This is a genomic window from Acinetobacter sp. CIP-A165 (genome assembly GCF_000367985.1).
Taxonomy (GTDB): domain Bacteria; phylum Pseudomonadota; class Gammaproteobacteria; order Pseudomonadales; family Moraxellaceae; genus Acinetobacter.
Window position 1 is genome coordinate 59,842 of the sequence record NZ_KB849205.1, and the last position, 20,322, is coordinate 80,163.

At 40.4% G+C, this 20,322-nt stretch carries 27 protein-coding genes and 1 pseudogene; 9 read left to right on the top strand and 19 right to left on the bottom strand.

The annotated features are described in order from the left end of the window. Window positions 1-342 precede the first annotated feature (342 nt). The 5 genes from F991_RS14090 to F991_RS14110 all read left to right on the top strand — a co-directional run bounded on the left by F991_RS14090 (window position 343) and on the right by F991_RS14110 (window position 7,120). On the top strand, window positions 343-1,254 hold the full coding sequence (locus tag F991_RS14090; protein WP_004672706.1) for an RsiV family protein: 912 nt from the start codon (window positions 343-345) through the stop codon (window positions 1,252-1,254). After that, window positions 1,254-2,066, top strand: a complete 813-nt coding sequence (locus F991_RS14095; RefSeq protein WP_004672707.1) for a TatD family hydrolase — start codon at window positions 1,254-1,256, stop codon at window positions 2,064-2,066. The genes F991_RS14090 and F991_RS14095 overlap by 1 nt, the downstream gene beginning before the upstream one ends. 142 nt (window positions 2,067-2,208) lie before the next feature. Further along, the gene (gene acnA, locus F991_RS14100; RefSeq protein ID WP_004672708.1) at window positions 2,209-4,965 is read left to right on the top strand and encodes an aconitate hydratase AcnA; all 2,757 of its coding nucleotides are present in this window, start codon (window positions 2,209-2,211) and stop codon (window positions 4,963-4,965) included. Between the two features lie 107 nt (window positions 4,966-5,072). After that, window positions 5,073-6,266, top strand: coding sequence for an MFS transporter (locus F991_RS14105; RefSeq protein WP_081398969.1), 1,194 nt, complete (start codon window positions 5,073-5,075; stop codon window positions 6,264-6,266). A gap of 62 nt (window positions 6,267-6,328) precedes the next feature. After that, window positions 6,329-7,120 (top strand): tRNA threonylcarbamoyladenosine dehydratase, encoded by a 792-nt coding sequence (locus tag F991_RS14110; RefSeq protein WP_004672711.1) that lies wholly within the window; start codon window positions 6,329-6,331, stop codon window positions 7,118-7,120. Window positions 7,121-7,141: 21 nt separating this feature from the next. Here F991_RS14110 and F991_RS14115 read toward each other — a convergent pair whose 3' ends face one another. Continuing rightward, a complete protein-coding gene (locus F991_RS14115; protein WP_416201918.1) occupies window positions 7,142-7,549 on the bottom strand; it encodes a CHAP domain-containing protein in 408 nt (135 codons plus the stop codon). Between the two features lie 601 nt (window positions 7,550-8,150). Further along, entirely contained in the window at window positions 8,151-9,188 is a 1,038-nt protein-coding gene (gene dusA, locus F991_RS14120) for a tRNA dihydrouridine(20/20a) synthase DusA (protein WP_004672717.1), read from the bottom strand. Window positions 9,189-9,289: 101 nt separating this feature from the next. Here dusA and F991_RS14125 point away from each other — a divergent pair, with 101 nt between their 5' ends. After that, entirely contained in the window at window positions 9,290-10,441 is a 1,152-nt protein-coding gene (locus tag F991_RS14125) for a tyrosine-type recombinase/integrase (protein WP_004672719.1), read from the top strand. On the opposite strand, the gene F991_RS14130 is transcribed toward F991_RS14125, so the two are convergent. The 12 genes and pseudogenes from F991_RS14130 to F991_RS17505 all read right to left on the bottom strand — a co-directional run bounded on the left by F991_RS14130 (window position 10,434) and on the right by F991_RS17505 (window position 16,348). Next, a complete protein-coding gene (locus F991_RS14130) occupies window positions 10,434-10,688 on the bottom strand; it encodes a hypothetical protein (protein WP_004672720.1) in 255 nt (84 codons plus the stop codon). The two genes, F991_RS14125 and F991_RS14130, sit on opposite strands and share 8 nt — an antisense overlap. Further along, window positions 10,689-10,895 (bottom strand): hypothetical protein, encoded by a 207-nt coding sequence (locus F991_RS14135; protein ID WP_004672721.1) that lies wholly within the window; start codon window positions 10,893-10,895, stop codon window positions 10,689-10,691. 23 nt (window positions 10,896-10,918) lie between these two features. Then, a complete protein-coding gene (locus F991_RS14140; protein WP_004672722.1) occupies window positions 10,919-11,197 on the bottom strand; it encodes a pyocin activator PrtN family protein in 279 nt (92 codons plus the stop codon). Then, on the bottom strand, window positions 11,194-11,415 hold the full coding sequence (locus tag F991_RS14145; protein WP_004672723.1) for a hypothetical protein: 222 nt from the start codon (window positions 11,413-11,415) through the stop codon (window positions 11,194-11,196). The genes F991_RS14140 and F991_RS14145 overlap by 4 nt, the downstream gene beginning before the upstream one ends. Further along, on the bottom strand, window positions 11,412-11,615 hold the full coding sequence (locus tag F991_RS14150) for a hypothetical protein (protein WP_004672725.1): 204 nt from the start codon (window positions 11,613-11,615) through the stop codon (window positions 11,412-11,414). Before F991_RS14150 ends, F991_RS14145 begins: the two co-directional genes overlap by 4 nt. Then, the gene (locus F991_RS14155; RefSeq protein ID WP_004672727.1) at window positions 11,608-11,931 is read right to left on the bottom strand and encodes a hypothetical protein; all 324 of its coding nucleotides are present in this window, start codon (window positions 11,929-11,931) and stop codon (window positions 11,608-11,610) included. The genes F991_RS14150 and F991_RS14155 overlap by 8 nt, the downstream gene beginning before the upstream one ends. A gap of 28 nt (window positions 11,932-11,959) precedes the next feature. Then, window positions 11,960-12,298: pseudogene (gene ssb, locus F991_RS14160) on the bottom strand (single-stranded DNA-binding protein); the annotation flags it as partial. Window positions 12,299-12,357: 59 nt separating this feature from the next. After that, on the bottom strand, window positions 12,358-12,858 hold the full coding sequence (locus tag F991_RS14165) for a hypothetical protein (protein WP_004672731.1): 501 nt from the start codon (window positions 12,856-12,858) through the stop codon (window positions 12,358-12,360). Then, the gene (locus F991_RS14170) at window positions 12,858-13,106 is read right to left on the bottom strand and encodes a hypothetical protein (RefSeq protein WP_004672733.1); all 249 of its coding nucleotides are present in this window, start codon (window positions 13,104-13,106) and stop codon (window positions 12,858-12,860) included. The genes F991_RS14165 and F991_RS14170 overlap by 1 nt, the downstream gene beginning before the upstream one ends. Beyond that, window positions 13,106-15,865, bottom strand: coding sequence for a toprim domain-containing protein (locus F991_RS14175; RefSeq protein WP_004672734.1), 2,760 nt, complete (start codon window positions 15,863-15,865; stop codon window positions 13,106-13,108). The genes F991_RS14170 and F991_RS14175 overlap by 1 nt, the downstream gene beginning before the upstream one ends. After that, on the bottom strand, window positions 15,865-16,104 hold the full coding sequence (locus tag F991_RS14180) for a hypothetical protein (RefSeq protein ID WP_004672735.1): 240 nt from the start codon (window positions 16,102-16,104) through the stop codon (window positions 15,865-15,867). The genes F991_RS14175 and F991_RS14180 overlap by 1 nt, the downstream gene beginning before the upstream one ends. 49 nt (window positions 16,105-16,153) lie before the next feature. After that, window positions 16,154-16,348 carry a hypothetical protein gene (locus F991_RS17505; RefSeq protein ID WP_004672736.1) on the bottom strand — a complete coding sequence of 65 codons (195 nt, stop codon included), beginning with the start codon at window positions 16,346-16,348 and terminating at the stop codon, window positions 16,154-16,156. 102 nt (window positions 16,349-16,450) lie between these two features. On the opposite strand from F991_RS17505, the gene F991_RS14185 reads away from it, so the two are divergent. Continuing rightward, window positions 16,451-16,789, top strand: coding sequence for a transcriptional regulator (locus tag F991_RS14185; RefSeq protein ID WP_034595710.1), 339 nt, complete (start codon window positions 16,451-16,453; stop codon window positions 16,787-16,789). A gap of 29 nt (window positions 16,790-16,818) precedes the next feature. Here the strand turns inward: F991_RS14185 and F991_RS14190 are convergent, their stop codons facing one another. The 3 genes from F991_RS14190 to F991_RS17860 form a co-directional block, all read right to left on the bottom strand. After that, entirely contained in the window at window positions 16,819-17,022 is a 204-nt protein-coding gene (locus F991_RS14190; protein WP_004672738.1) for a hypothetical protein, read from the bottom strand. A 152-nt stretch (window positions 17,023-17,174) separates the two neighbouring features. Further along, entirely contained in the window at window positions 17,175-18,002 is an 828-nt protein-coding gene (locus tag F991_RS14195) for a Rha family transcriptional regulator (protein WP_004672739.1), read from the bottom strand. Between the two features lie 2 nt (window positions 18,003-18,004). Continuing rightward, window positions 18,005-18,199: a hypothetical protein gene (locus tag F991_RS17860; RefSeq protein ID WP_004672741.1), complete on the bottom strand. Its 195-nt coding sequence runs from the start codon at window positions 18,197-18,199 to the stop codon at window positions 18,005-18,007. A 315-nt stretch (window positions 18,200-18,514) separates the two neighbouring features. Between F991_RS17860 and F991_RS14200 the strand changes: the two genes are divergently transcribed. Then, on the top strand, window positions 18,515-18,742 hold the full coding sequence (locus F991_RS14200) for a hypothetical protein (RefSeq protein ID WP_004672743.1): 228 nt from the start codon (window positions 18,515-18,517) through the stop codon (window positions 18,740-18,742). A gap of 43 nt (window positions 18,743-18,785) precedes the next feature. Further along, the gene (locus F991_RS14205) at window positions 18,786-19,508 is read left to right on the top strand and encodes a hypothetical protein (RefSeq protein ID WP_004672744.1); all 723 of its coding nucleotides are present in this window, start codon (window positions 18,786-18,788) and stop codon (window positions 19,506-19,508) included. A gap of 199 nt (window positions 19,509-19,707) precedes the next feature. Here F991_RS14205 and F991_RS17700 read toward each other — a convergent pair whose 3' ends face one another. Together F991_RS17700 and F991_RS14210 are read right to left on the bottom strand one after the other, a co-directional pair. Continuing rightward, on the bottom strand, window positions 19,708-19,878 hold the full coding sequence (locus tag F991_RS17700) for a hypothetical protein (protein WP_004672746.1): 171 nt from the start codon (window positions 19,876-19,878) through the stop codon (window positions 19,708-19,710). A 72-nt stretch (window positions 19,879-19,950) separates the two neighbouring features. Further along, window positions 19,951-20,151 carry a TraR/DksA C4-type zinc finger protein gene (locus tag F991_RS14210; RefSeq protein WP_004672748.1) on the bottom strand — a complete coding sequence of 67 codons (201 nt, stop codon included), beginning with the start codon at window positions 20,149-20,151 and terminating at the stop codon, window positions 19,951-19,953. Between the last annotated feature and the right edge of the window lie 171 nt (window positions 20,152-20,322).

The following is a 20,322-nucleotide window of genomic DNA, read 5'->3' on the forward strand; positions in this document are numbered from 1 at the left end:
ATGCTTGCGACAGACGACATTTTTTGATGATATAAGGCATGGGTTGCGAAATTTAGTTATTCTAAATGAGCAAGACATAACGCAGTAGCGGCAAAAAATGTCGCTGTCCCGTAGGGTGATGGCTAAAACTTCCTCAAACTTCGTTATGAAACTTGACAAGGGTGTTGCCATTGCCTGCATTTCATGCCTCGTTTGTGTCGTTTTTGCCTATAACGCAATGCATGGTTAAAATGTCAACAGACCCTTAGATATGTATAGAAATCGCATGTGTTTATGGTGGTTTCGGGCGAAGTCAGATAGCATTTTAAAAAGCTTGTATACGAATAATGGTGATAGGTTTAGATGAAAAAATTTTATAAATATAGCGTTCTTGCTTGCGCAATTTTACTCGCAGCATGCCAACCGAAATCAGAGCCAAAAGAATCACAGGATCAATCACAAGACCCAGCGATGATACAGCAGCAAACAGAATCTACATTGCGTGGAGAGAGTGTAAAAGTAGCACTGACTTTACCAGAGTGTAAGGGTAATACTTGCCCTGATTTTGTGGTTGAACGTTTGCAGAGTAACTTTTCATTTATTGATCAATTTCTGGATGAGCAAATCCTCGATCAACTCAGCAAAATGTTGGATGTAGTCGATGCAGATAAGGCCATATCGACGGTACAGGCCGCTGAGCAAAAGCCGAATTTAGATACACAAGTTCAGCACTACGCGAATGCTTTTATTAAAATTGATGAAGAATTAAAAGCACTGAGTATCAGTCATCAAATTAGTTTGTTGGTTAAACCTAAGATATTACAAACAGAAGGCTCTTTGGCGACGGTGGTACTCAATAGTAGTAGTTATATGGGCGGAGCGCATGGCTCAACTTCACAACGTTATTATAATTTCGATTTGGTCAATCAAAAGCAAATTAATCTCAATGATTTGTTGTTAGCAAAACAGCAAGCAGCTTTGAAAAAGCTGGCGCATGATGCATTTAAGGCATGGATTGTAGATTCTAAATTAGCCAATAATCCTGAAGAATATGAGCAGGCTTGGCCATTTGAAATGACCGATAACTTCTTGTTAGGCGAAAATGGTTTAATCCTACAATACGGCGAATATGAAATAGGTCCTTATGTGGTGGGTTTACCGCGCTTGGTGATTCCGTATGATCAATTGAAAGGAGTTTTAAAGCCTGAATATTTACCCAAAGTAGATGCACCAGCAGCTTCGACCGTTGTTGCAGATACCAAAAGCAAGACCTAATGCAACTGTTTGATACCCACACCCATTTTGATGTTGCCGATTTTGATCATGATCGGCAACAACTGGCTTTACGAGCCAAACAAGTGGGGGTCGAGGAATTGGTTCTAATCGGGTTTATTGCATCCCGCTTTGATGAGTTAATTGCTACACATCAACAAATACAACAGTGGCAAGACGTGCCCCAATCTCATTTAGCACTGGGCTTGCATCCTTTTTATATCCAGCAACATCAGTCAGAACATTTACACCAGTTGGAGCAGATTTTACAGCAACATCATTGTGTTGCTGTAGGTGAGATTGGTTTAGATACTTTTTTAAAGCAACACAAACAGCCTGAATTATTTACCAAACAGCAAGACTATTTTAATGCTCAGCTTGAGTTGGCAACTCAGTATAAGAAACCTGTGTTATTGCATATCCGTAAAGCCCATGCGGAAACCCTTGCCATTTTAAAAGCACAAAAATTCAAATGGGGTGGAATTGCTCATGCCTTTAGTGGCGGTATTGAAGAAGCGAAGGCGTTGGTGAAACTTGGCTTTAAAATTGGGATAACGGGACAAATCACCAATCCAAATGCCAAGAAGTTACATCAAGTGGTACATGCGATTGGTATAGAAAATTTGGTGATTGAAACAGACTGTCCTGATATGACGCCGTTGTGTTGTCAGACATCAACCGAACATAGAACCCGTAATACTCCTGTGAATTTACCTTATGTCTTAGATGGCTTAGCCCAAACACTTCAGTTGCCTCACGCACAGCTTGCCACACAACTTTGGCACAACTCATTTGAGGCGTTACATCTCAGATAGTGCCTGCTTTTAATAGAATAATAATCATGTAATTTTAAATAAGATAACTAAAAGGGAACACAGCATTTCCTAAACTGGCTTACATTAAATAAAGAACTTCATAATAAACGAATGAAATCGCCAAACTTGGGAGGATCATCCTATGGCCAGATATAGCAAAATCAATAGTTTTAATGCATTACAAACGCTTGATGTCGGTTCAAAACAATATCAAATTTTTAACTTGAAACGAGCCGCGCAGACACTTGGTAATATTGATCATCTACCTAAATCTTTAAAAGTTTTATTAGAGAATCTCCTTCGATTTGAAGACCAAGAAAGTGTAAAAGTTGAACATATCCAAGCCTTAGTCGACTGGCAAAAAACACGCAGCTCCGATCAAGAAATTCAATACCGACCCGCGCGAGTATTGATGCAAGATTTTACTGGTGTACCTGCGGTGGTCGATTTAGCCGCCATGCGTGCAGCAATGGCCAAAGCAGGCGGTGATCCGAATCGAATCAATCCATTGTCACCTGTTGATTTGGTGATTGATCACTCGGTCATGGTCGATCATTTTGCCAATCAAAATGCATTTACTGTAAACGTCAGAATTGAAATGGAGCGCAATGGCGAGCGTTATCAGTTCTTACGTTGGGGGCAGTCAGCATTTAATAATTTTAGTGTGGTGCCACCGGGTACAGGTATTTGTCACCAAGTCAATTTAGAATATTTGGCTCAAGCCGTTTGGCTCAACGAAGAAGACGGGCAAACCTTTGCTTTTCCAGATACCTTAGTAGGAACAGATTCGCATACCACCATGATTAATGGACTTGGCGTATTGGGTTGGGGTGTCGGTGGGATCGAAGCAGAAGCGGCGATGCTCGGACAACCTGTTTCGATGTTAATTCCTGAAGTAATCGGTTTTAAATTGACTGGTAAGCTCAATGAAGGCATTACCGCAACTGACTTGGTTTTAACCATTACCCAAATGCTCCGTCAGAAAGGCGTGGTTGGTAAATTTGTTGAATTTTATGGGGATGGTTTGGCGGACTTGCCACTCGCTGACCGTGCTACGATTGCCAATATGGCACCTGAATATGGTGCAACCTGTGGTTTCTTCCCTATTGATGAAGTCACACTGGCGTATTTGGTACTGACTGGTCGCCAACAAGAACGCATCGATTTGGTTGAGGCATATAGTAAAGCACAAGGCTTATGGAGAAATGCGGGAGATGAGCCAGTCTTTACCGATACATTGAGTCTTGATATGAGTACGGTGCAAGCAAGCATGGCTGGTCCTAAGCGCCCACAAGATCGTGTATTACTGGCAGATGTACCTAAAACCTTTAATGCGCTCATGGAGCTGACATTAAAACCAATTGCAGAGATGAAAGAGCGATTGGAAAATGAAGGTGGTGGCGGTACAGCGGTTGCAGCTCATCAGGCCAATCTTCCACATGAGAGTCCATCTTGTACCATTGATGGACAGATATATCCTTTAAATCATGGCGATGTGGTGATATCCGCGATCACTTCATGTACCAACACCTCGAATCCAAGCGTCATGTTGGCTGCGGGTTTATTGGCGAAAAAGGCGATTGAACAAGGCCTACAACGCAAACCTTGGGTAAAAAGCTCACTCGCACCCGGTTCCAAAGTAGTAACAGATTATTTGGCTGCGGCAGGATTGACGCCATACCTTGATCAATTGGGTTATAACCTTGTGGGTTATGGTTGTACGACCTGTATTGGTAATTCTGGACCTTTGCCTGATCCTGTTGAAGAAGCGATTCAATGTCATGATTTAAATGTAGCATCTGTGCTTTCAGGCAATCGTAACTTTGAAGGCCGTGTACATCCATTGGTGAAAACCAACTGGTTGGCTTCACCGCCACTGGTGGTTGCGTATGGCTTGCTTGGCAATATCCGTACCGATTTAACCACACAGCCGATTGGTATCGGAAAAGAGGGACAAGAGGTTTATCTGAAAGACATTTGGCCAAGTCAGGCTGAAATTGATCAAGCACTGAAACAAGTCACCACCGCCATGTTCCATAAAGAATATGCCGCAGTATTTGATGGTGATGAGACATGGCAAGCGATTCAAATCCCGCAAAGCCAAACTTATGCATGGCAGGACAACTCTACTTATATTCGCCATCCGCCTTTCTTTGAGGGAGTTGAGCAACCACCTAAAGCAATCACCAATATTGAACAGGCACGTATCTTGGCTGTGCTTGGCGACTCAGTAACGACTGACCATATTTCTCCAGCGGGGAATATTAAGAAAGATAGTCCAGCAGGTCGTTATTTACAGGAACAAGGTGTCGACCCGAATGACTTTAACTCTTATGGTTCGCGTCGTGGTAATCATGAAGTGATGATGCGTGGGACTTTTGCCAACATTCGAATTAAGAATGAAATGTTAGGTGGCGAAGAAGGCGGCAATACTATTCATATACCAAGTGGTGATAAATTGTCGATTTATGATGCTTCTATGCGTTATCAACAGGAGCAAACACCGCTGATTATTATTGCAGGTAAAGAATATGGCACAGGCTCATCGAGAGACTGGGCTGCGAAAGGTACCAATTTATTGGGCATTAAAGCGGTGATTGCAGAAAGTTTTGAGCGAATTCATCGTTCAAACCTTGTTGGCATGGGTGTATTACCACTTCAGTTTACGGATGGGGAAACACGCCAGTCGTTGAATTTAACAGGGCGAGAAGTTCTCTCTATTCACGGTCTATCTGATGAGATTCAACCACATCAAGCTTTAGATGTAAGTGTGATTCGAGAAGACGGCAGCCAAGCGCAATTTAAGGTGTTATGTCGAATCGATACCTTAAATGAAGTGGAATACTTTAAAGCAGGTGGGATTTTGCATTATGTATTGCGGAATTTAATCGCTGCATAGCACCAAAACAGTTGTTGTAAAAAGATGAAAGCGAGTCTTTCATCTTTTTTTTTGTTTGAATTTTACCTTTTCGGCGTTAAGGTGATAGCCATTAATCTGTGAGGATGATGGCTTTGAATCAGTTGCCGAGATATGTTTATTATTTATTGGCTGCGCAAGCATTTAATTTAATTGCAGCGGTATTATCGGTAACGGTTTCAGCGATTGTTGGCTTAAAACTTGCGCCAACTCAGGCTTTGGCGACAGTACCCTATGGTTTGCAATTCTTGGCAATGTTGCTGACAACATTTATCTTTTCATTCTTAATGAAAAAACTGGGTCGACATCTGGTATTCCAGTTTGGATGCTTTTGTCTTTTTTTAGCGGGTGTGTTTGGCTATCTCGCACTACAAAGTGAACAGTTTTATTTATTGTGCCTTAGTCATTTTTCACTGGGCTTATTTATTTCTACTGCGAACTTTTACCGTTTTGCTGCCTCTGATCGTCTAGCTTCTGATTTAATCCCGAAAGCCACAGCGATGGTGATTTCTGGCGGTGTCGTCGCAGCGATTATTGCGCCTGTTTTGGCGATTCAATTTCAACAGGTGCAAGGCTTACCTGATTTCACTGCGATTTATTTAATTTTCAGTGTGTTGGCATTATTGTTGTCGCCAATTCTATATGTATGGAATCAGAAGTTTAAATTACAGCAAGTACAACAAGTCGTGACTGAGTCGCTACAGCGAGCTAAATTGCCTGTCAATTTTATTGTGGTGGCAGTGATTAGTGGGGCATTTGCATACTATGTTATGAATGTCATGATGATTATGTCTTCCTTACATTTGAAAGAACATCATTCATTTCACTATGCTTCTGTCTCGATTCAGTTACATGTCTTGGCCATGTTTATTCCTTCATTCTTTGTATCTAAGCTGATTCAACGCTGGGGAACACATCGCACGATTTATATCGGGTTTGTTTTGCTGATGTTGTCCTCTTTGATTCCAATATTTGGCCAAGAGGGAATTTATATTAATGTCGCTCTGATTGTGCTTGGTGTAGGCTGGAACTTTGCTTATTCAGGTGCATCTACGCTATTGGCAGGGCTAAACGAACAGCAAAAGCATCGTGTACAAGGTATTAATGAAACCATAATTGCCTTATTCGCGACACTTGGTGCTTTCTTGCCTGCACCGATTTTGACGAAGGTTGGCTGGATGAATGCTAATCTGCTGGCTTTATCAATCAGTGTTCTTATTTTGGTAATATTGATTATTTTAAGTGGACGTCATCGATTCGCAATCAAAGTCTCATCTTCCTAACCTAAACCATATTAAACGAGTTAAAATAGCGCTTTGATTGAAAGATATAGATCGCCACTGTTATGACCGATGTGCTTGTAAATGATGAATATGACCGCCGTTTTGCTGGTGTGGCAAAGATTTATGGAGAAAGTTCATTTAGCCATTATGAAAACAGTCATGTGATGGTGATCGGCGTGGGTGGTGTAGGGAGCTGGGCTGTAGAAGCGCTGGCTCGTACAGGGATTGGTGAGTTAACAATTGTCGATATGGATGTGGTTGCCGCATCCAATATTAATCGTCAACTTCCTGCATTGACCTCAACGTTAGGAGAAGAAAAAATCGAAGTGATGGCTGAGCGCTGTCGTCAGATCAATCCACGTATGATAGTCAATGTAATAGATGACTATTTAACACCTGAAAATGTCAAAGAGATTTTAAGTCCTGTTCCCGATATCATTTTAGACTGTATTGATGATGTCAAAGCCAAACTGGCGTTGATGCTGCACTGTCGCTTTAACAAGATTCCATTGATTGTATCGGGTGGGGCTGGGGGCAAGCTTGATCCGCTTAAGATTCGGGTGGCTGATTTATCTAAAACTGAACAAGATCCGATGTTGGCAAAGCTGCGAGCACAACTTCGTTCTAAAGGCATCTGTAAAAAACCAAAAGAAAAGTTTGGAATTACTTGTGTATATTCAATCGATAATCCATTTTCAAATACAGAAGTTTGTTCGACGTCGGGAGATGCTACATTTAATCCAGGCTCAGGCTTGCGTTGTGGTGGCTATGGGTCAGCCGTGGTTGTGACATCAAGCTTTGCTATGGTTGCAGTGGCAGAGGTTTTGAAAAAGTTAGATACAAAGATGGGCTGATGATCACAGCCCTTGCTTAATTTAGATGTAGTTTGAACCTAAGCGGTAGTAACTATAAGTCACATTTTTATCTTTATATATATCATGACTGCGTTGCTTAAAATCTGAAATCCATTGTGTGCCAGAGAAGCCAGCAATATGTCCATAACGATGTTTTTGTGTGCGGTGAATAATATAGATATCACCTTTCTGTGGGTTATCAAAAGCAGGGGTAATTTTTTTATAGCCAATTTCTTGTAAGGTTCTACCCCAGTCAGAAGCGGCTACAGGATGGTTGACGATTTTTGCACCCGCAGATTGTAAAGCGATTCTGACGAACTTGGCACATTGAGATGAACTACGATAAGACGCTCTGCGCGTTAACTTTTGTGCAAATGCCATAACATCGAGTGAAGGCTGTTTTGGTACATCTTTGGTCGTCACAATCATTTGATGAGGTGGAGTGTGAACCATACTGTGATCAACTGAGGGCGCATCATAAATCATCTTCAATCTCTATCGCATTTCTAAATAACCAGACTAATGCCAGACTCTTGGCGAAAGACATGGTAAGCGAAAAAGAGCAGAAAAGCCCCTTTGTAATGTAATAATGTATCATTTGTGATGGCTTGGGGATAACTTAGCTAAATCGCAGAACAATTTTTTTATTAATTATCATTAGTTTGGCGAGTGTTAACTTTAGATAAAATGATTTGTAAAATTATATTTCAAAATTGTGTATTAAATAAGCGTTTTTGTGCTAAAAAACAAAAAATCATCCATTTTATTTATTCTAAAGCTTTGTTTTATAATGGTATTGATTTTTATGTGTGAAATTTGCAGATTTTTATCATTCATTAGAAAATTTAACAAGTGATTCGCTTTTGTGAGTATTCACGATGAAGCTCTGGATTTTAAAGTACGAATTAGGCGTTATTCAGCTTTATATGAAGTTAGCTAAAATCGCTTAAGATCTTGTTATAAAGTAAATTTTGATGCGCAAGAGGATGAGCTTCACGCGATACCCTTGCACATGCATGGAGAACAAGCTTTAGTTTTGCTGTTCTCGAATGTAATCCTCAGTGCGTTGCATCGCCACTTGGATGTTCTGAATCGCATGTTCAATATCCATAATGGTTTTTGCGTTGCCACCACTCAGAGCTTGCCTCCATTTACGCGCACCCGGTAAGTTTTGAAATAAACCCAAAATGTGGCGTGTGATAATGGAGAGTGGGGCACCCTCAGCAACGCGTTGATGAATATACGGCATCATTTGCTGCATAATCTCAAAACGGTCTGGCGCTTGCAAATTCCAGAGCTGTCCCATTTCAGCGAGCAAATAGGGGTTGTGATAAGCCTCACGGCCAATCATCACACCATCGACATGTTGTAGGTGTTGTTGAGTTTCCTCAAGGGTCTTGATGCCACCATTAATTTCAATGGTGAGATGTGGACGTTCTTGTTTTAGGCGATAGACGTCTTCGTAGCGTAAAGGGGGCACTTCACGGTTCTCTTTCGGCGATAAGCCCTGCAAGATTGCGATCCGCGCATGTACGATAAAGTGAGTACATCCTGTTGCTGCAACGGTATCAACAAAATGCAGCATTTCTTCATAAGAGTGCATGTCATCGATGCCGATACGATGTTTGACCGTCACAGGAATTGATACCGCTTTTTGCATGCTATGAATACAGTCAGCAACCAGATTTGGCTCAGCCATTAAGCATGCGCCGATCTTATTGTTTTGAACACGATCACTTGGGCAGCCGACATTTAAATTGACTTCATCATAGCCCCAGTCTTCAGCCATTTTGGTACAAGTGGCTAATTCTTGTGGATTTGAACCACCGAGCTGCAACACGATCGGATGTTCTTGTTTATTGAAGTCTAAATGACGATTCGCTCCACCATAAATGATTGCACCCGTAGTGACCATCTCGGTATACAGCACCACATTTGGATTAAATAAACGTGCAAAGAAACGGTAATCTTTGGTTGTCCAATCCATCATCGGCGCAACCGAAATACGAGGTTTTATTGAGTTATCAATAAGTTGTGGATTTTTCAGGGCTTTATCTACATTTTGCATATTGCATTTACTCGCATTTTTACTCATATTCCCCCATATTTCAGTATTTCGGTGCACCATATTTGCACCGTGAAATGAGTTTTGGGTCAGGGTGCAAATTTATGGGTACAATTACAGAAAGAATTCTGTCAACTGGGGTGAAAAAATACAGGGCACAGGTGCGCGTGAAGCGACAAGGGCTGCCGAATTTTACAGAGTCTAAGACATTTAGTAAAAGGTCATTGGCTGAAGCATGGATCAAAAAGCGCGAATATGAACTTGAATTGAATCCTGAAGTGATGATTTCTGCAAATATTTCAAAGGGCATGACCTTAGCTGCTGCTTTGGAGAAATATTTAAACGAAGTTGAAGGTTTTGGGCGATCAAAACGCATGGGCATCCGATTTTTAACCAATTGGCCAATTGGAAAGGTCAAAATTTCAGATTTAACCAGGAAAGATTTTACTGATCATACATATTTAAGGCGAACAGGTTACCCAGAGATCGGTGCAGATCCGATTGAATCAAGTACTGCCTTGCAAGATTTACAATATTTAAAGGTGGTTTTGACGCATGCGGATCTTGTTTGGGGTGAAAAAGTGAATCTTTTTGAGCTGGAACAGGCGATGAAAGGTCTTCGTAATGCACGTGTTATTACAAAATCTAAGAAACGTGACCGTTTGCCGACATCAAATGAGCTGCAATTACTGACTAATTATTTCTATAGACGTTGGAAAACCAGTAAAACGTCCATGCCTTTGCATCTGATTATGTGGTTGGCCATCTATACCTGCAGGCGTGAAGATGAATTGACACGGCTTTTTTTGAATCAATTTGATCAGCACCACAATGAATGGAAAGTATTTGATTTAAAAAATCCGAATGGCAGTGCCGGCAATCATAAAAGTTTTAAGGTGACTGAACAGGCTGAACGTGTCATCAAAGAATTAATGAAGCCTGATGTGCGTGATCAAATGCTTCGTTTGGATTCTGCAGATCCATCAGTGTTGTTGCCATTGAATGCAAAATCATTTGCATCACGTTGGCGTGAAGCGATCAAGATGACAGGGATTGAAGATTTACGTTTCCATGATTTGCGTCATGAAGGAATTACCCGATTGGCTGAAGATGGTTTGACCATTCCCCAGTTGCAGCAGATCAGTTTGCATGAATCATGGGAAAGTTTAAGACGTTATGTGAATTTGAAAAGCCGTCGTGATCGTTTGGATTTTGTGGAAGCGATGAAAGTTGCCAAAGAAAAAGCCCTCATTTGAGGGCTTTCGTTAAGTAGACATGAGATTTTCTTAAAATTACTATGTGCCAAATCCATAAAAACATTAGCTTGAAAGAAAGATCAAAATTAAATCGATTGCAGAAAAGCGCGCCTTTACCTATAAAATTTGCTGAATTTTTACCATAATCCAAAAAAATAGCATGAGTCATATCAGATTTTTTTGCATTGATAAAAATTACATCACCATCAAAAACCACATTTCCTACAACAGTGCAAACCGCTTTCATTTAGATCACCGCGATAAAATCAAAGTGTTTTAGGTTCATGTGAAATGGTGTAAACCAAGTTTTTACCCACATGGTGCGATTGAATTTCAGTAAACGATCTTTTTCCGTTTCCTTAAAGTAGGTCACTCGATCACCTTTGACTGCCACAATGGTGGCACCTTCAGGCTTTTCAGCCTTTAATTTTTCTAAATTATTTTCGTATTGCATTTTTAAACCCTCAATGCACGTTTTTAGGCGTGCATGTTTGTCCAATCTTGTTTGGAAATTTGACTTTGTTTGTTTAGCCAAATTGCCACGTCTGTAATGTTCACCATGTAAGGGGCTTTGTTTGAATCTTCTGCCTTGAACGTCGGGAAGGGCAAGTCTTGAACGGCTGCACGCTTCTTTGCTGTTTCAATTTTAAGATGCGGTAAAAAGTCCTTTACGATCACCTCCAGTGGAACCACTGGAGACTGATACTTCATGGCCAATAAGAAACTTGAATCAAATTGATTCAGTGCAGCATTCATCCTTGTGTTCCGTTTAACTGTTCAAATTCAGCAAGCCATTGTTCACGACTTACACCATTTTCAGCGGTTGCTGGGGAAATACCGGCAATGTAATAGCCTACTTTTGTGTCGGAAATTGGATATTCCTTGGCAATGATATTTACATATTCACAATTCATGGCTTTTACTGTGTCATATGCTTCAGCTGCTTTTTCATGGTCAGGGGTAACTTTGATCATTCCACCACCTCAAAATTAATTTCTTTACCGTCAATCATGGTTTTAATTTGAATCACGCCACCTGTACGACAATTCATTAACTTTGCGAAAAGTGCAGGTGCAAGTTGTAATTCACGTGCTGTGGCTTTTGCAGGTCGAGTAGCAATAATTTCAATCGAATTTAGTAGCTCACGGATTTCAGGTGATGTGATTTCAGTCATTGTTGCCATCCTTTGAGTAATGCTCTGGACTAATCGAAACATAATCTTCAATATCTTCATCCCAGATGGATAAATCAGCTTTACAGCAAGGAGAGACATAGATCATCACGAACTGTTCAGCACCTTCGCCTGTTTGCATGTTTATCATGCGTGAATAAACATTTTTATAATGCAATGGTTTAACTGGTTCACCAGATCCACACTGATCACACAAAAAGCACTGGGTTTCAGTTAGTTTTGGAAGCGTCATTAATTCTTTTTGTGCGCGAAAAGGATTAAATCCTTCAAATTCATCATCAAAATCATCTTCAAACATTTTTGTATTCCCCTTAATAACCATTTGCCTGTGGTGCTGAATCCAGCATTTGCATTGTTTCTGCGTGAACTTCTGTGGTGTAACGTTCAATACCGTTCTGATCCGTCCACTGACGTGTTTTTAATTTGCCTTCGATATAGACTTTTGAACCTTTTTTTAAGTACTGCTGAGCGATTTCACCTAAACGGTTTTTAATCACAATGCGGTGCCATTCGGTTTGTTCAATCCATTCACCGGTCTGTTTGCTTTGCCATTTTTCAGACGTTGCGATTGAGAAATTGCAAAGTGAACCGCCATTTGGAAAGCTTTTGCTTTCAGGATTGGCACCTAGTGTTCCAACTAATACGACTAAATTAACGCCACGCATTTTATAATTCCCACAATTTATATTGAATAAAGATAGATCCATTGACGAACAGCATGATTTCAACCAGTAGCAGCAAAACTTCCATGTTCTGAGTCCTCAATTTTGGCGAAGTGGCTGAAATGTCCTGTGAAACATTTCTGATTAAAGGTGAATGGAATGTCTGGATTTTCAATGTGGCAGACATATAGTTGGTCAGTACCGACGATCTGCGTCACTTCAAAACGCTGATGACTGCTGACAATAAATTTGTAGCGTGCAAATTCATCAGGGATCCAAACGGTGTCACCCACTTGGAAGTCGTGAACGGTGTTGATTTCAGGATCCGTGAACGGCAGGGCATCATCAAAATTAAGAGCTGAAGTTTCCAAGCCATCAGGATGCGCTTTGCCTGTGTCGACAATATTTTTCATTTCGTTGATCAAGATGCATGCTTCGGTTGGCATGTGTTTAACGCAATGATGCTGATTTAAAATGCTGTGCAAGCGAAGTACACGTGCTGAAATATCCTGGTGTTCAGCGATCATGGTGTAATAGCTTTGATCTTGAGTTTGAGCATGCATCACGAAATCTCCTTCACACTATTCATTAATGGATCCAAAAATTCTTTTTTAAGCAGCTTTAACTGTTCAAGGTTATAGCTGTATTCACCGCTTTTAGTTTGGATCTCAATTGCACAACCAGATTCTTCCAGTGATAAAAATTCAGGTAAATCTTGAGAATATTTATCAAAGCTGTCTTGTAGCTCAGTAATAAGAATTTCTACTTGCTCAAGTCCTAGATTCAATGGATTTTCAATTTTTTGAATCATTATTTTTTTGCCCCTAAATTTGGATTGGTGAAGATCCAGCACTTCACGTTACGGCTTGGTTTACCTGGTGCTTCACGACTTTTATTCACTGCTGCCACGTCATCGGCAGGGAAGCGGTCTGAGTACACCTGTTTATTACTTTCAATGAATTTGTACTTGCGTGAGGTGCGAAGTAATTTCTTCATTTCATTGATTTCAGGAAGCTGCTGATAATTACGTGCAGCCACTTTGTAAATTTCGTTTAAGTTGATTGCGACGGTTTGAGCATCGGCAGGGTGATGGTTTAATCCCCACTCTGGTGAACGATTGCCTTGAAGGTATTCGTAAGCGTCCCAGAATTTTTCCACGTCAGGATGATCACCGTTTAACTGTTCAACACGTTCACGCGCCATTTGTTCAAGCATTTCTTGTGCTTCAAGCATGTCTTCCAAGTCGATTGGCAAAACGTGTTTGGTCATTGCTTCGATCAGTGCTGCTACTTGTGCATGACATAAGGCAATACGTGTATGGGTAATGCCAATTTCGTGATAGTGATCTTCAATTGACTGTAGCTTTGATGCGTATGTCTCCAAGATCTTGTCTTCATTACGCAGGCAATGGGTCATGAACGTGCAGGCATCTTCAAGTTCCATGCGATCCAGTTCATCGACAATGCGTTTGGTTTCCAGTGACTGTCCTTTACGGTCAAAGTACAAGTGCAAAGTACGTGTCAGGATTGCTTCTGAAGCCTGAATTGCCGTGTTTTGAGAAATCAGGATGGCACCACGGAACGGTGGTTCATAAGTTTCATTTCCTGCAGTTTTTAAACCTTTTGAACGAATCGCACGACCGTTGAAAGCATCCTTCAATTCATCCCAACTGAATTTGGACTTTTGAACAGCATTGCCATTTACGTCATTACGGTCGCCTTCGATCAGGACCACTGGAAGGTTTGCGATCTGTGCAAAGTTACGGTACACCGCCACGTTTGTTGATTTGTTTGCATCAAAGCCTTCATAGTCTTTACGGCCTGAAAGTTTCCACATCATTTCAATTAAACGTGATTTACCTGCACCTGCTTCACCGACAATTTCAATGAAAGGGTATGAGCTGTGCATGGCACGGATTTGTTCAGCAAAATATGAACCCATCCACCAAGCCAAAGCCACAATACCTTTGGCACCACGGACTTTATGGAAGTCATTCCACCATGACGGATCAAACTGTTTTTTAGGATTCAATGTGATCGCTGGTGAACTTGCCAGTGTTTTAATTTCCTGACGTTTTACTTTGAAAAAGTCGTGCTCATTGATGGCAATGATTTGGCCCTTATGCACCGCATATTTTTCAAAGATATAGGTTTGGTATTCACGGCTATAACCAATGTAGTCAATAGTTTTAACTTCACGTAAACGTTCGGTTTCACGTTTGATAAATGTTTCCAGGTGATTATCGGTACCTGTCCACATTGCACCGGACATGACTGACATGACACGTGGTTTGAACTTTGAACGTGATGACATTTGGTCAGCCGTAAATGTGGTTTTTGCTTCTGACCATGGGCTTTGCAATTTGAAGTAGTACCAAGATTCATCGGTAATTTCATTACGCTGGAAGTACAATGGTTCAATCTGAGCATTACAAATTTCTTTTGCTGCTGAACAGTTCTTTAATGCACTGGCACGGATTTCTTTATCTGTGAGGATCTGACCGCCATTTTCTGCTGCTTCATTGTTGCGGTCTTCCAGGTGCTGAACTGCTTTATTGAATTTGTCATAGTCGAGTTCCCACCAATACAAACGGAATTTGTGGTTGTAATAGAAAGTATGACGACGACCTTCATAGAAGTTGTAAATTAAAAGACCGGCTTCTTCTGCAGTTTCAGCAATGAGCAATTCACCATAGTGTTTGTACTTTGGGAATTGGTCAGGGTTAAGTTTGTCCCACTGGAACAAGTCATTCCAATCAAGTTTTTTACCACCATTTGCCGGTGGCTGTGCAGCTGTAGATGACCAACCTTCAACACGTGAACGTTCATGCCATTTAACGGTATAACCTTTACCTGCCGAATCATTGTCGAATGCCCAGCGTAAACGTGGCTTGTCAATTTTGAGTTCATGACAACGGTCTGCAATTTGCTTTAAGAATGCAGAAGGGTAGTTGACACATGATAGACAAGATATGGCTTTGACACCTGACTGACTCAGTGCAATGGCATCAAAGATCCCTTCAGTGATCCAGATCGCTTCGCCTTTTTCCCCTAGACGGCAAATTTCATCCAATTCATGTACTGACCATGCTTGACCTGCATTTTTAAAACCAAAATTGAAGCGTGCTTTTTTATTGCCAAAACGTTCAGGTCGGTCAATCAGACGTTCCCAATAGTTTTTTTCATCCAGCATAAAGCGAACAGTTGCTGATGATTCTTTGCTGTCTTTATCTGTATAGAACTGCTGGGTGTATTTGCCAATTAAGTTTTTAAGATCAAAACCACGACCTTCTGATAAAAAGGCATCTGCAGCAGCGTTTGGATTGGTGTCGGTTTGTGGGTGATATTCAGACCAATCTTTAAATAAGTCTTCACAGATATCTTTGACGTGTTCTTCATAACCACATTTGACCAGACGACCACATTTCACGATACGTGGGTTGTGCGCATGGGTATAAAGTTCTTTTTTACCGCATTGTGGGCAGACACCTTCACGGAACCATTCGCCACGTGTCTTGAAGCTGAACATTTGTTCAAGACGGTCAATGATGCGGTGTTTCAATTCGTACATTAATTTACACCCCGATATTTTGTATCTACGATTTGGAGCCAGTCATTTGCATCTGTAAGCGTCATAAGTTTTTGATCGCAAAGCGCTTCGATGTAACCTTTTAACTTGAGTGCAGCAATAAAGCGCAAAGGGTCACGAAGTTGAGTCATTTGTTCAATACGCTCGTGCAGTGCTGCTGTACCGTTTCGGTTTTCAATTTGAGCTTTGCGCTTTTGGCATATTTCTTTTAGTGTTAACATTCTGTTTACTCTTGCGTGAAATTGTAAACTTCTAAGCATTTTCAGATGCTTAGGTGTTATTTTTCGCATTGAAAAAAGGGTTTTCAGGGTCTTCAATTTTGGCTAATTGATTTGTGACGGCTTGACGAATAACACTAGAAATAGTCGTTCGGTTTTTAGCTGCATAGATACGCATGTAGTCCTTTTCGGACTGAGTAAAATGCGCTCCAGTCATTTGAGTTCGGTTTTCTTGGACTGTAGACATTTGAGTTACCTTTTTTTAAAGTTTCGATATATCAACAGTGTTAAACTGTTAAAGTCATCATATTACGAAATATCGAAAGATACAAGGCTAGTTGGGGTAAAAATGTCGATAAATGATAAGTTTTTAGAAAGAGGCAATCGACTAAAGGCTGAAAGAAAGCGATTAAAGCTGACACAGCCAGCTATGGGAGAGCTTTTAGGAGTAGCAGTCGGATCTATAGTCCGTTATGAAAAGCAGGGAGATCCGCTGAATCAAAACCAATTAGAAGCATTACAGGAATCAGGTTTTGACACGTTTTATATTACTTTTGGTCAACGTCTAGCTAACCTGACTGAAGATGAATATCAGGTACTTGAGGCTTTTAGGTCGATAAAAGAAGAAGCCAAACTTGGATTCATTGGCATGGCCAAAGCCTACGCACAAACAAATGCCGCTTCTTAAAGCGGCATTTTTTATAGAATGACTTTAGGTTAGTGCAATGTAACCTCAACCTTTTTGACAATACCCTCAACCTGCATCTTTAGGGAGTTAAATAGCGCATGCATTTCCACTGGTGAAATGCTTTCACCCTCTGCGATATTGAATTTGCTATACAGGCTTAAACAATCTTTTAATTGAATTAGGTCAACTAAAATTTCTTCTTGATTGTCTGTTGTAGTAATTGTTTCTGTCATTTTCCCTCCAGAGTTGTTCGCGTATTTTAGAACAACTTTTTCACAGTGGCATCGTTCATAATTAGGCTATGCGACAAATTATGACCTAAGCTGATTTAAATAATCCAAATAGAACGAAAAAAGTGTATAAAAATCGACATACTATTTTGAATTTAGCTCAAACCTAAGTTTCGTAAAGGCACAGGCTTAAAAATCCAGCACTTTATGGTCTTTGCAAAAAGCGCACTATGGATAGATTTATTGTGCTGCATAAACACTGGGTGAGGGCTTTGGCTTTGCATGAGTATGGCAAAGAGCTGAGACTTCATTGGTAAGCCGTCTATACACTGGTAGATTTGAGAAATATTGAATGCCAGGATATTTGGATTACGGCTGTGGTTAAGTTTGTGCATGCCGTAACTGTTCACACTGGCCCAAAAGTCATGCAGCATTTTACTGTCGATGATGTTCTTTGTTTCTAGTGATAAACAGGCGATAGGCAATATGTCACGGCATAGATTGCCTTTGTTGTGCCAGAGCACTTCGGCATTTTGCATAAAGCCGTTATTGTCGTGGTGAATTTGACTGACGGTATAAATAGGACCACCAGACTTGAGCTGTACCACTGCACCAATATGGATGCATTCATTGTTGCCATGCAAGTTGTAAAGCATGGCTGCCATTTGGTTAAAGGTGTTGATGTAGGCTTCTTTAATTTTGGCGGCTGCTGCACCAGTAAAGCCCATGACCAAAAATATAAAACCGTCTTTGGTCATTTCATAGTATTTGGATTCACGTGTTGCACCATTGCCAATTTCAATGGTTTGAACATGAGCTGAAAAGTTAGCTGATGTAAATTCAGGCGAACAATCCAAAGATTCAATTTTTTGGATTACGTTTTTATGCTGTTTCGCAAAAATTTCAGCCACTTTTAAACTGGTGGTTTTCACTTGCTGGTCTTGAATAAAAACTGCGTCATCAATATGTGCAATTGCGTTCATGCTCATACTCCCCAAAACAATAATGAGAAGACGATAGAACATGCTGAAAAGAACACGGTGGTGTCTAAGATGTTTTTTAGAATTTGTTTACGTTTAAGTTTGCGCTGGCGTATTTCATACGCTGGAAGGTCGTAAATAGGGGAATGTTCTTTTACGTTATTTTGAGTGCACGAATGCGTAGAAGCGAATGTTTTCATTGGCTATTTCTCCGTTCAAGTATTTAAACCTGACACCAACCAATTTCCACAAAGATTGGTGACAGACTGAACAGGGGTGGAAATTTACCGCGAACGAAGAAGCGGCTGCCCCTAAGGGCACCCTGTCCAGCCTGCCATAGAATAGCACAGCTAGATTTTACGCAAAAAAATAGCCCATGACGGACTTTTTGCGTCTTCGTTCAAATATTTTCAGGTTTCCACGCCTGACCACAGATTTTGCTGTAGTCCTAAAACTGTAACAGTGTTAAAGTGTTAAGGTCAAGGGGCTTTATAAGAATTATTTTTGAGGTAAAAATGCAACCAATAACTAAGAAAGATTTACTCGATTTGATTAATGCTGAACTTAAAAACCATCCTGATCATGATGGAGAAATATTTATAAGTGATGTTAAACAGACTGGTCATGTATTTGTATTTTATGCGGATGATATGTTGAACAATCCAACGAAGATGTTGTTGGCACAGGAGTTAATTAGGTCATTAGATCCTGTATTTAATGGAAAGTTTGTCTTAATTGATTAGAATCTATAATAAAAATACGGGTTGATATTTTAGAGGGTGTTGAGTGGTTTATTTATTTGCTTTAATTTTTATTGGTGCTGCAATAGCGGCAATCGTAGGTTTGATTAAGCCATCATTGTTCAAGTTTAAAAGTGATGTTGTCCCGAACCGTTGGAAAGTCTTTGGAATATTTTTTTTAGTTAGCTTTGTATCACTGGCGTTTGTTGGTGTTTTTGCTCCTGAGGTTGAAAGTTCAAATAATGTAAGTGTTGAAGTGAAAAAGGATGCTACTGAAGTTCAGGCTGCAACTTCAAAAGTTGATGAACAGAAACCAGTTGCTGATGATAAAGAAAGAAATTTAGGTCTTACGCATGAGCAGTTCAGAGCATCACTAAACCAAAAATTAAAATCGATTAAGGTTTCTCATCTGAGACCTGTTGCAGAATTTGATCTTGAAAAAGGAGAAGTGAACGACACATTCAATGTCATGTTTACTGATGCTGTTGGTGTGGTTGGAACTGTGAGTAAAAGCTCTGATATGGTCAAAGAAATCACTCTTTTGTTTGGCGGTGAATCAGATCAAGATGCTGCTGACTTCTTGATTGTAACGGGCCTTATTGTTCAAACACTATCACCAGGGAAAGATTCAGCTCCGAAAGAGCTAGTTCCTTTGATGGAAAAAGCAGTAGAAAATAAGAATGAAACCCAAACTAAGGTGATTGATGGCAAAACATATACGGTTATCGATTCGGATGTTCTTGGTTTAAATATCGTAATTTCAAGCTAATAAAAAAGCCCCGAAAGGGGCTTATTTATTGGAGCTGAAAAACGTGTCACGCCACGTACAGCATATTGAATATTTTGCTGTCATCCTGTTGTTATTATAACCGTTTTTTTAAAACCAGCCTACTGTGTGCAGAAATAATAAAGCACTTGCACAAACACCAACAATTGCACCTACTAAAAAAGGATAGAGCCACATATTTTTATCCTTTACGTTTGGTTTGCGCTTGAATAAATGCACAGCTTGGTTTGTTATTTTGCCGAATTAAGCTTTCAATGCGTTTGGTATAGCGGTCGAACAAGTACCAGATGATGATTACCACGGCAGCCGATAGGTTTACAACAATTAAAATCAGAGCAGTTTGTTGGTCCATTTTTTATTTTCCTTTTTTTATTCATCTTGTGATGTGCATTCAGGGCAAGGGCATTCGATTGGATCTGATGGTTCAGCGATAATGACTGGCATGACGTTCTTCCAAACTTTTGCATTCAATGCATAAAGTGACTGCACCTAGCTTTTGTCGTTCTAGTGGAATGTCATTGCCACATTCTTCACATTCAGACAGTGATGGTGTGCTGTAATCACGTGGTTTTACTTTGACTTGGTTTAGTTGGTTTTCTTGTGCGCGGTCGATGGGGTCAGACACATGCTCCCCCTTTTCCTTGTTTTGCTAATGACTTAGGAAGATGAATTTCAGGGTTTGGCATTGCAGAAGGGGATAATTCAGCATCCCAAGTTAAAAAACCTTGAGCTGTAAAACCACAATGTAAATTGGTGCATTGACCGTATAAGCGTTTTAAAAGTGGATCGACTTGTT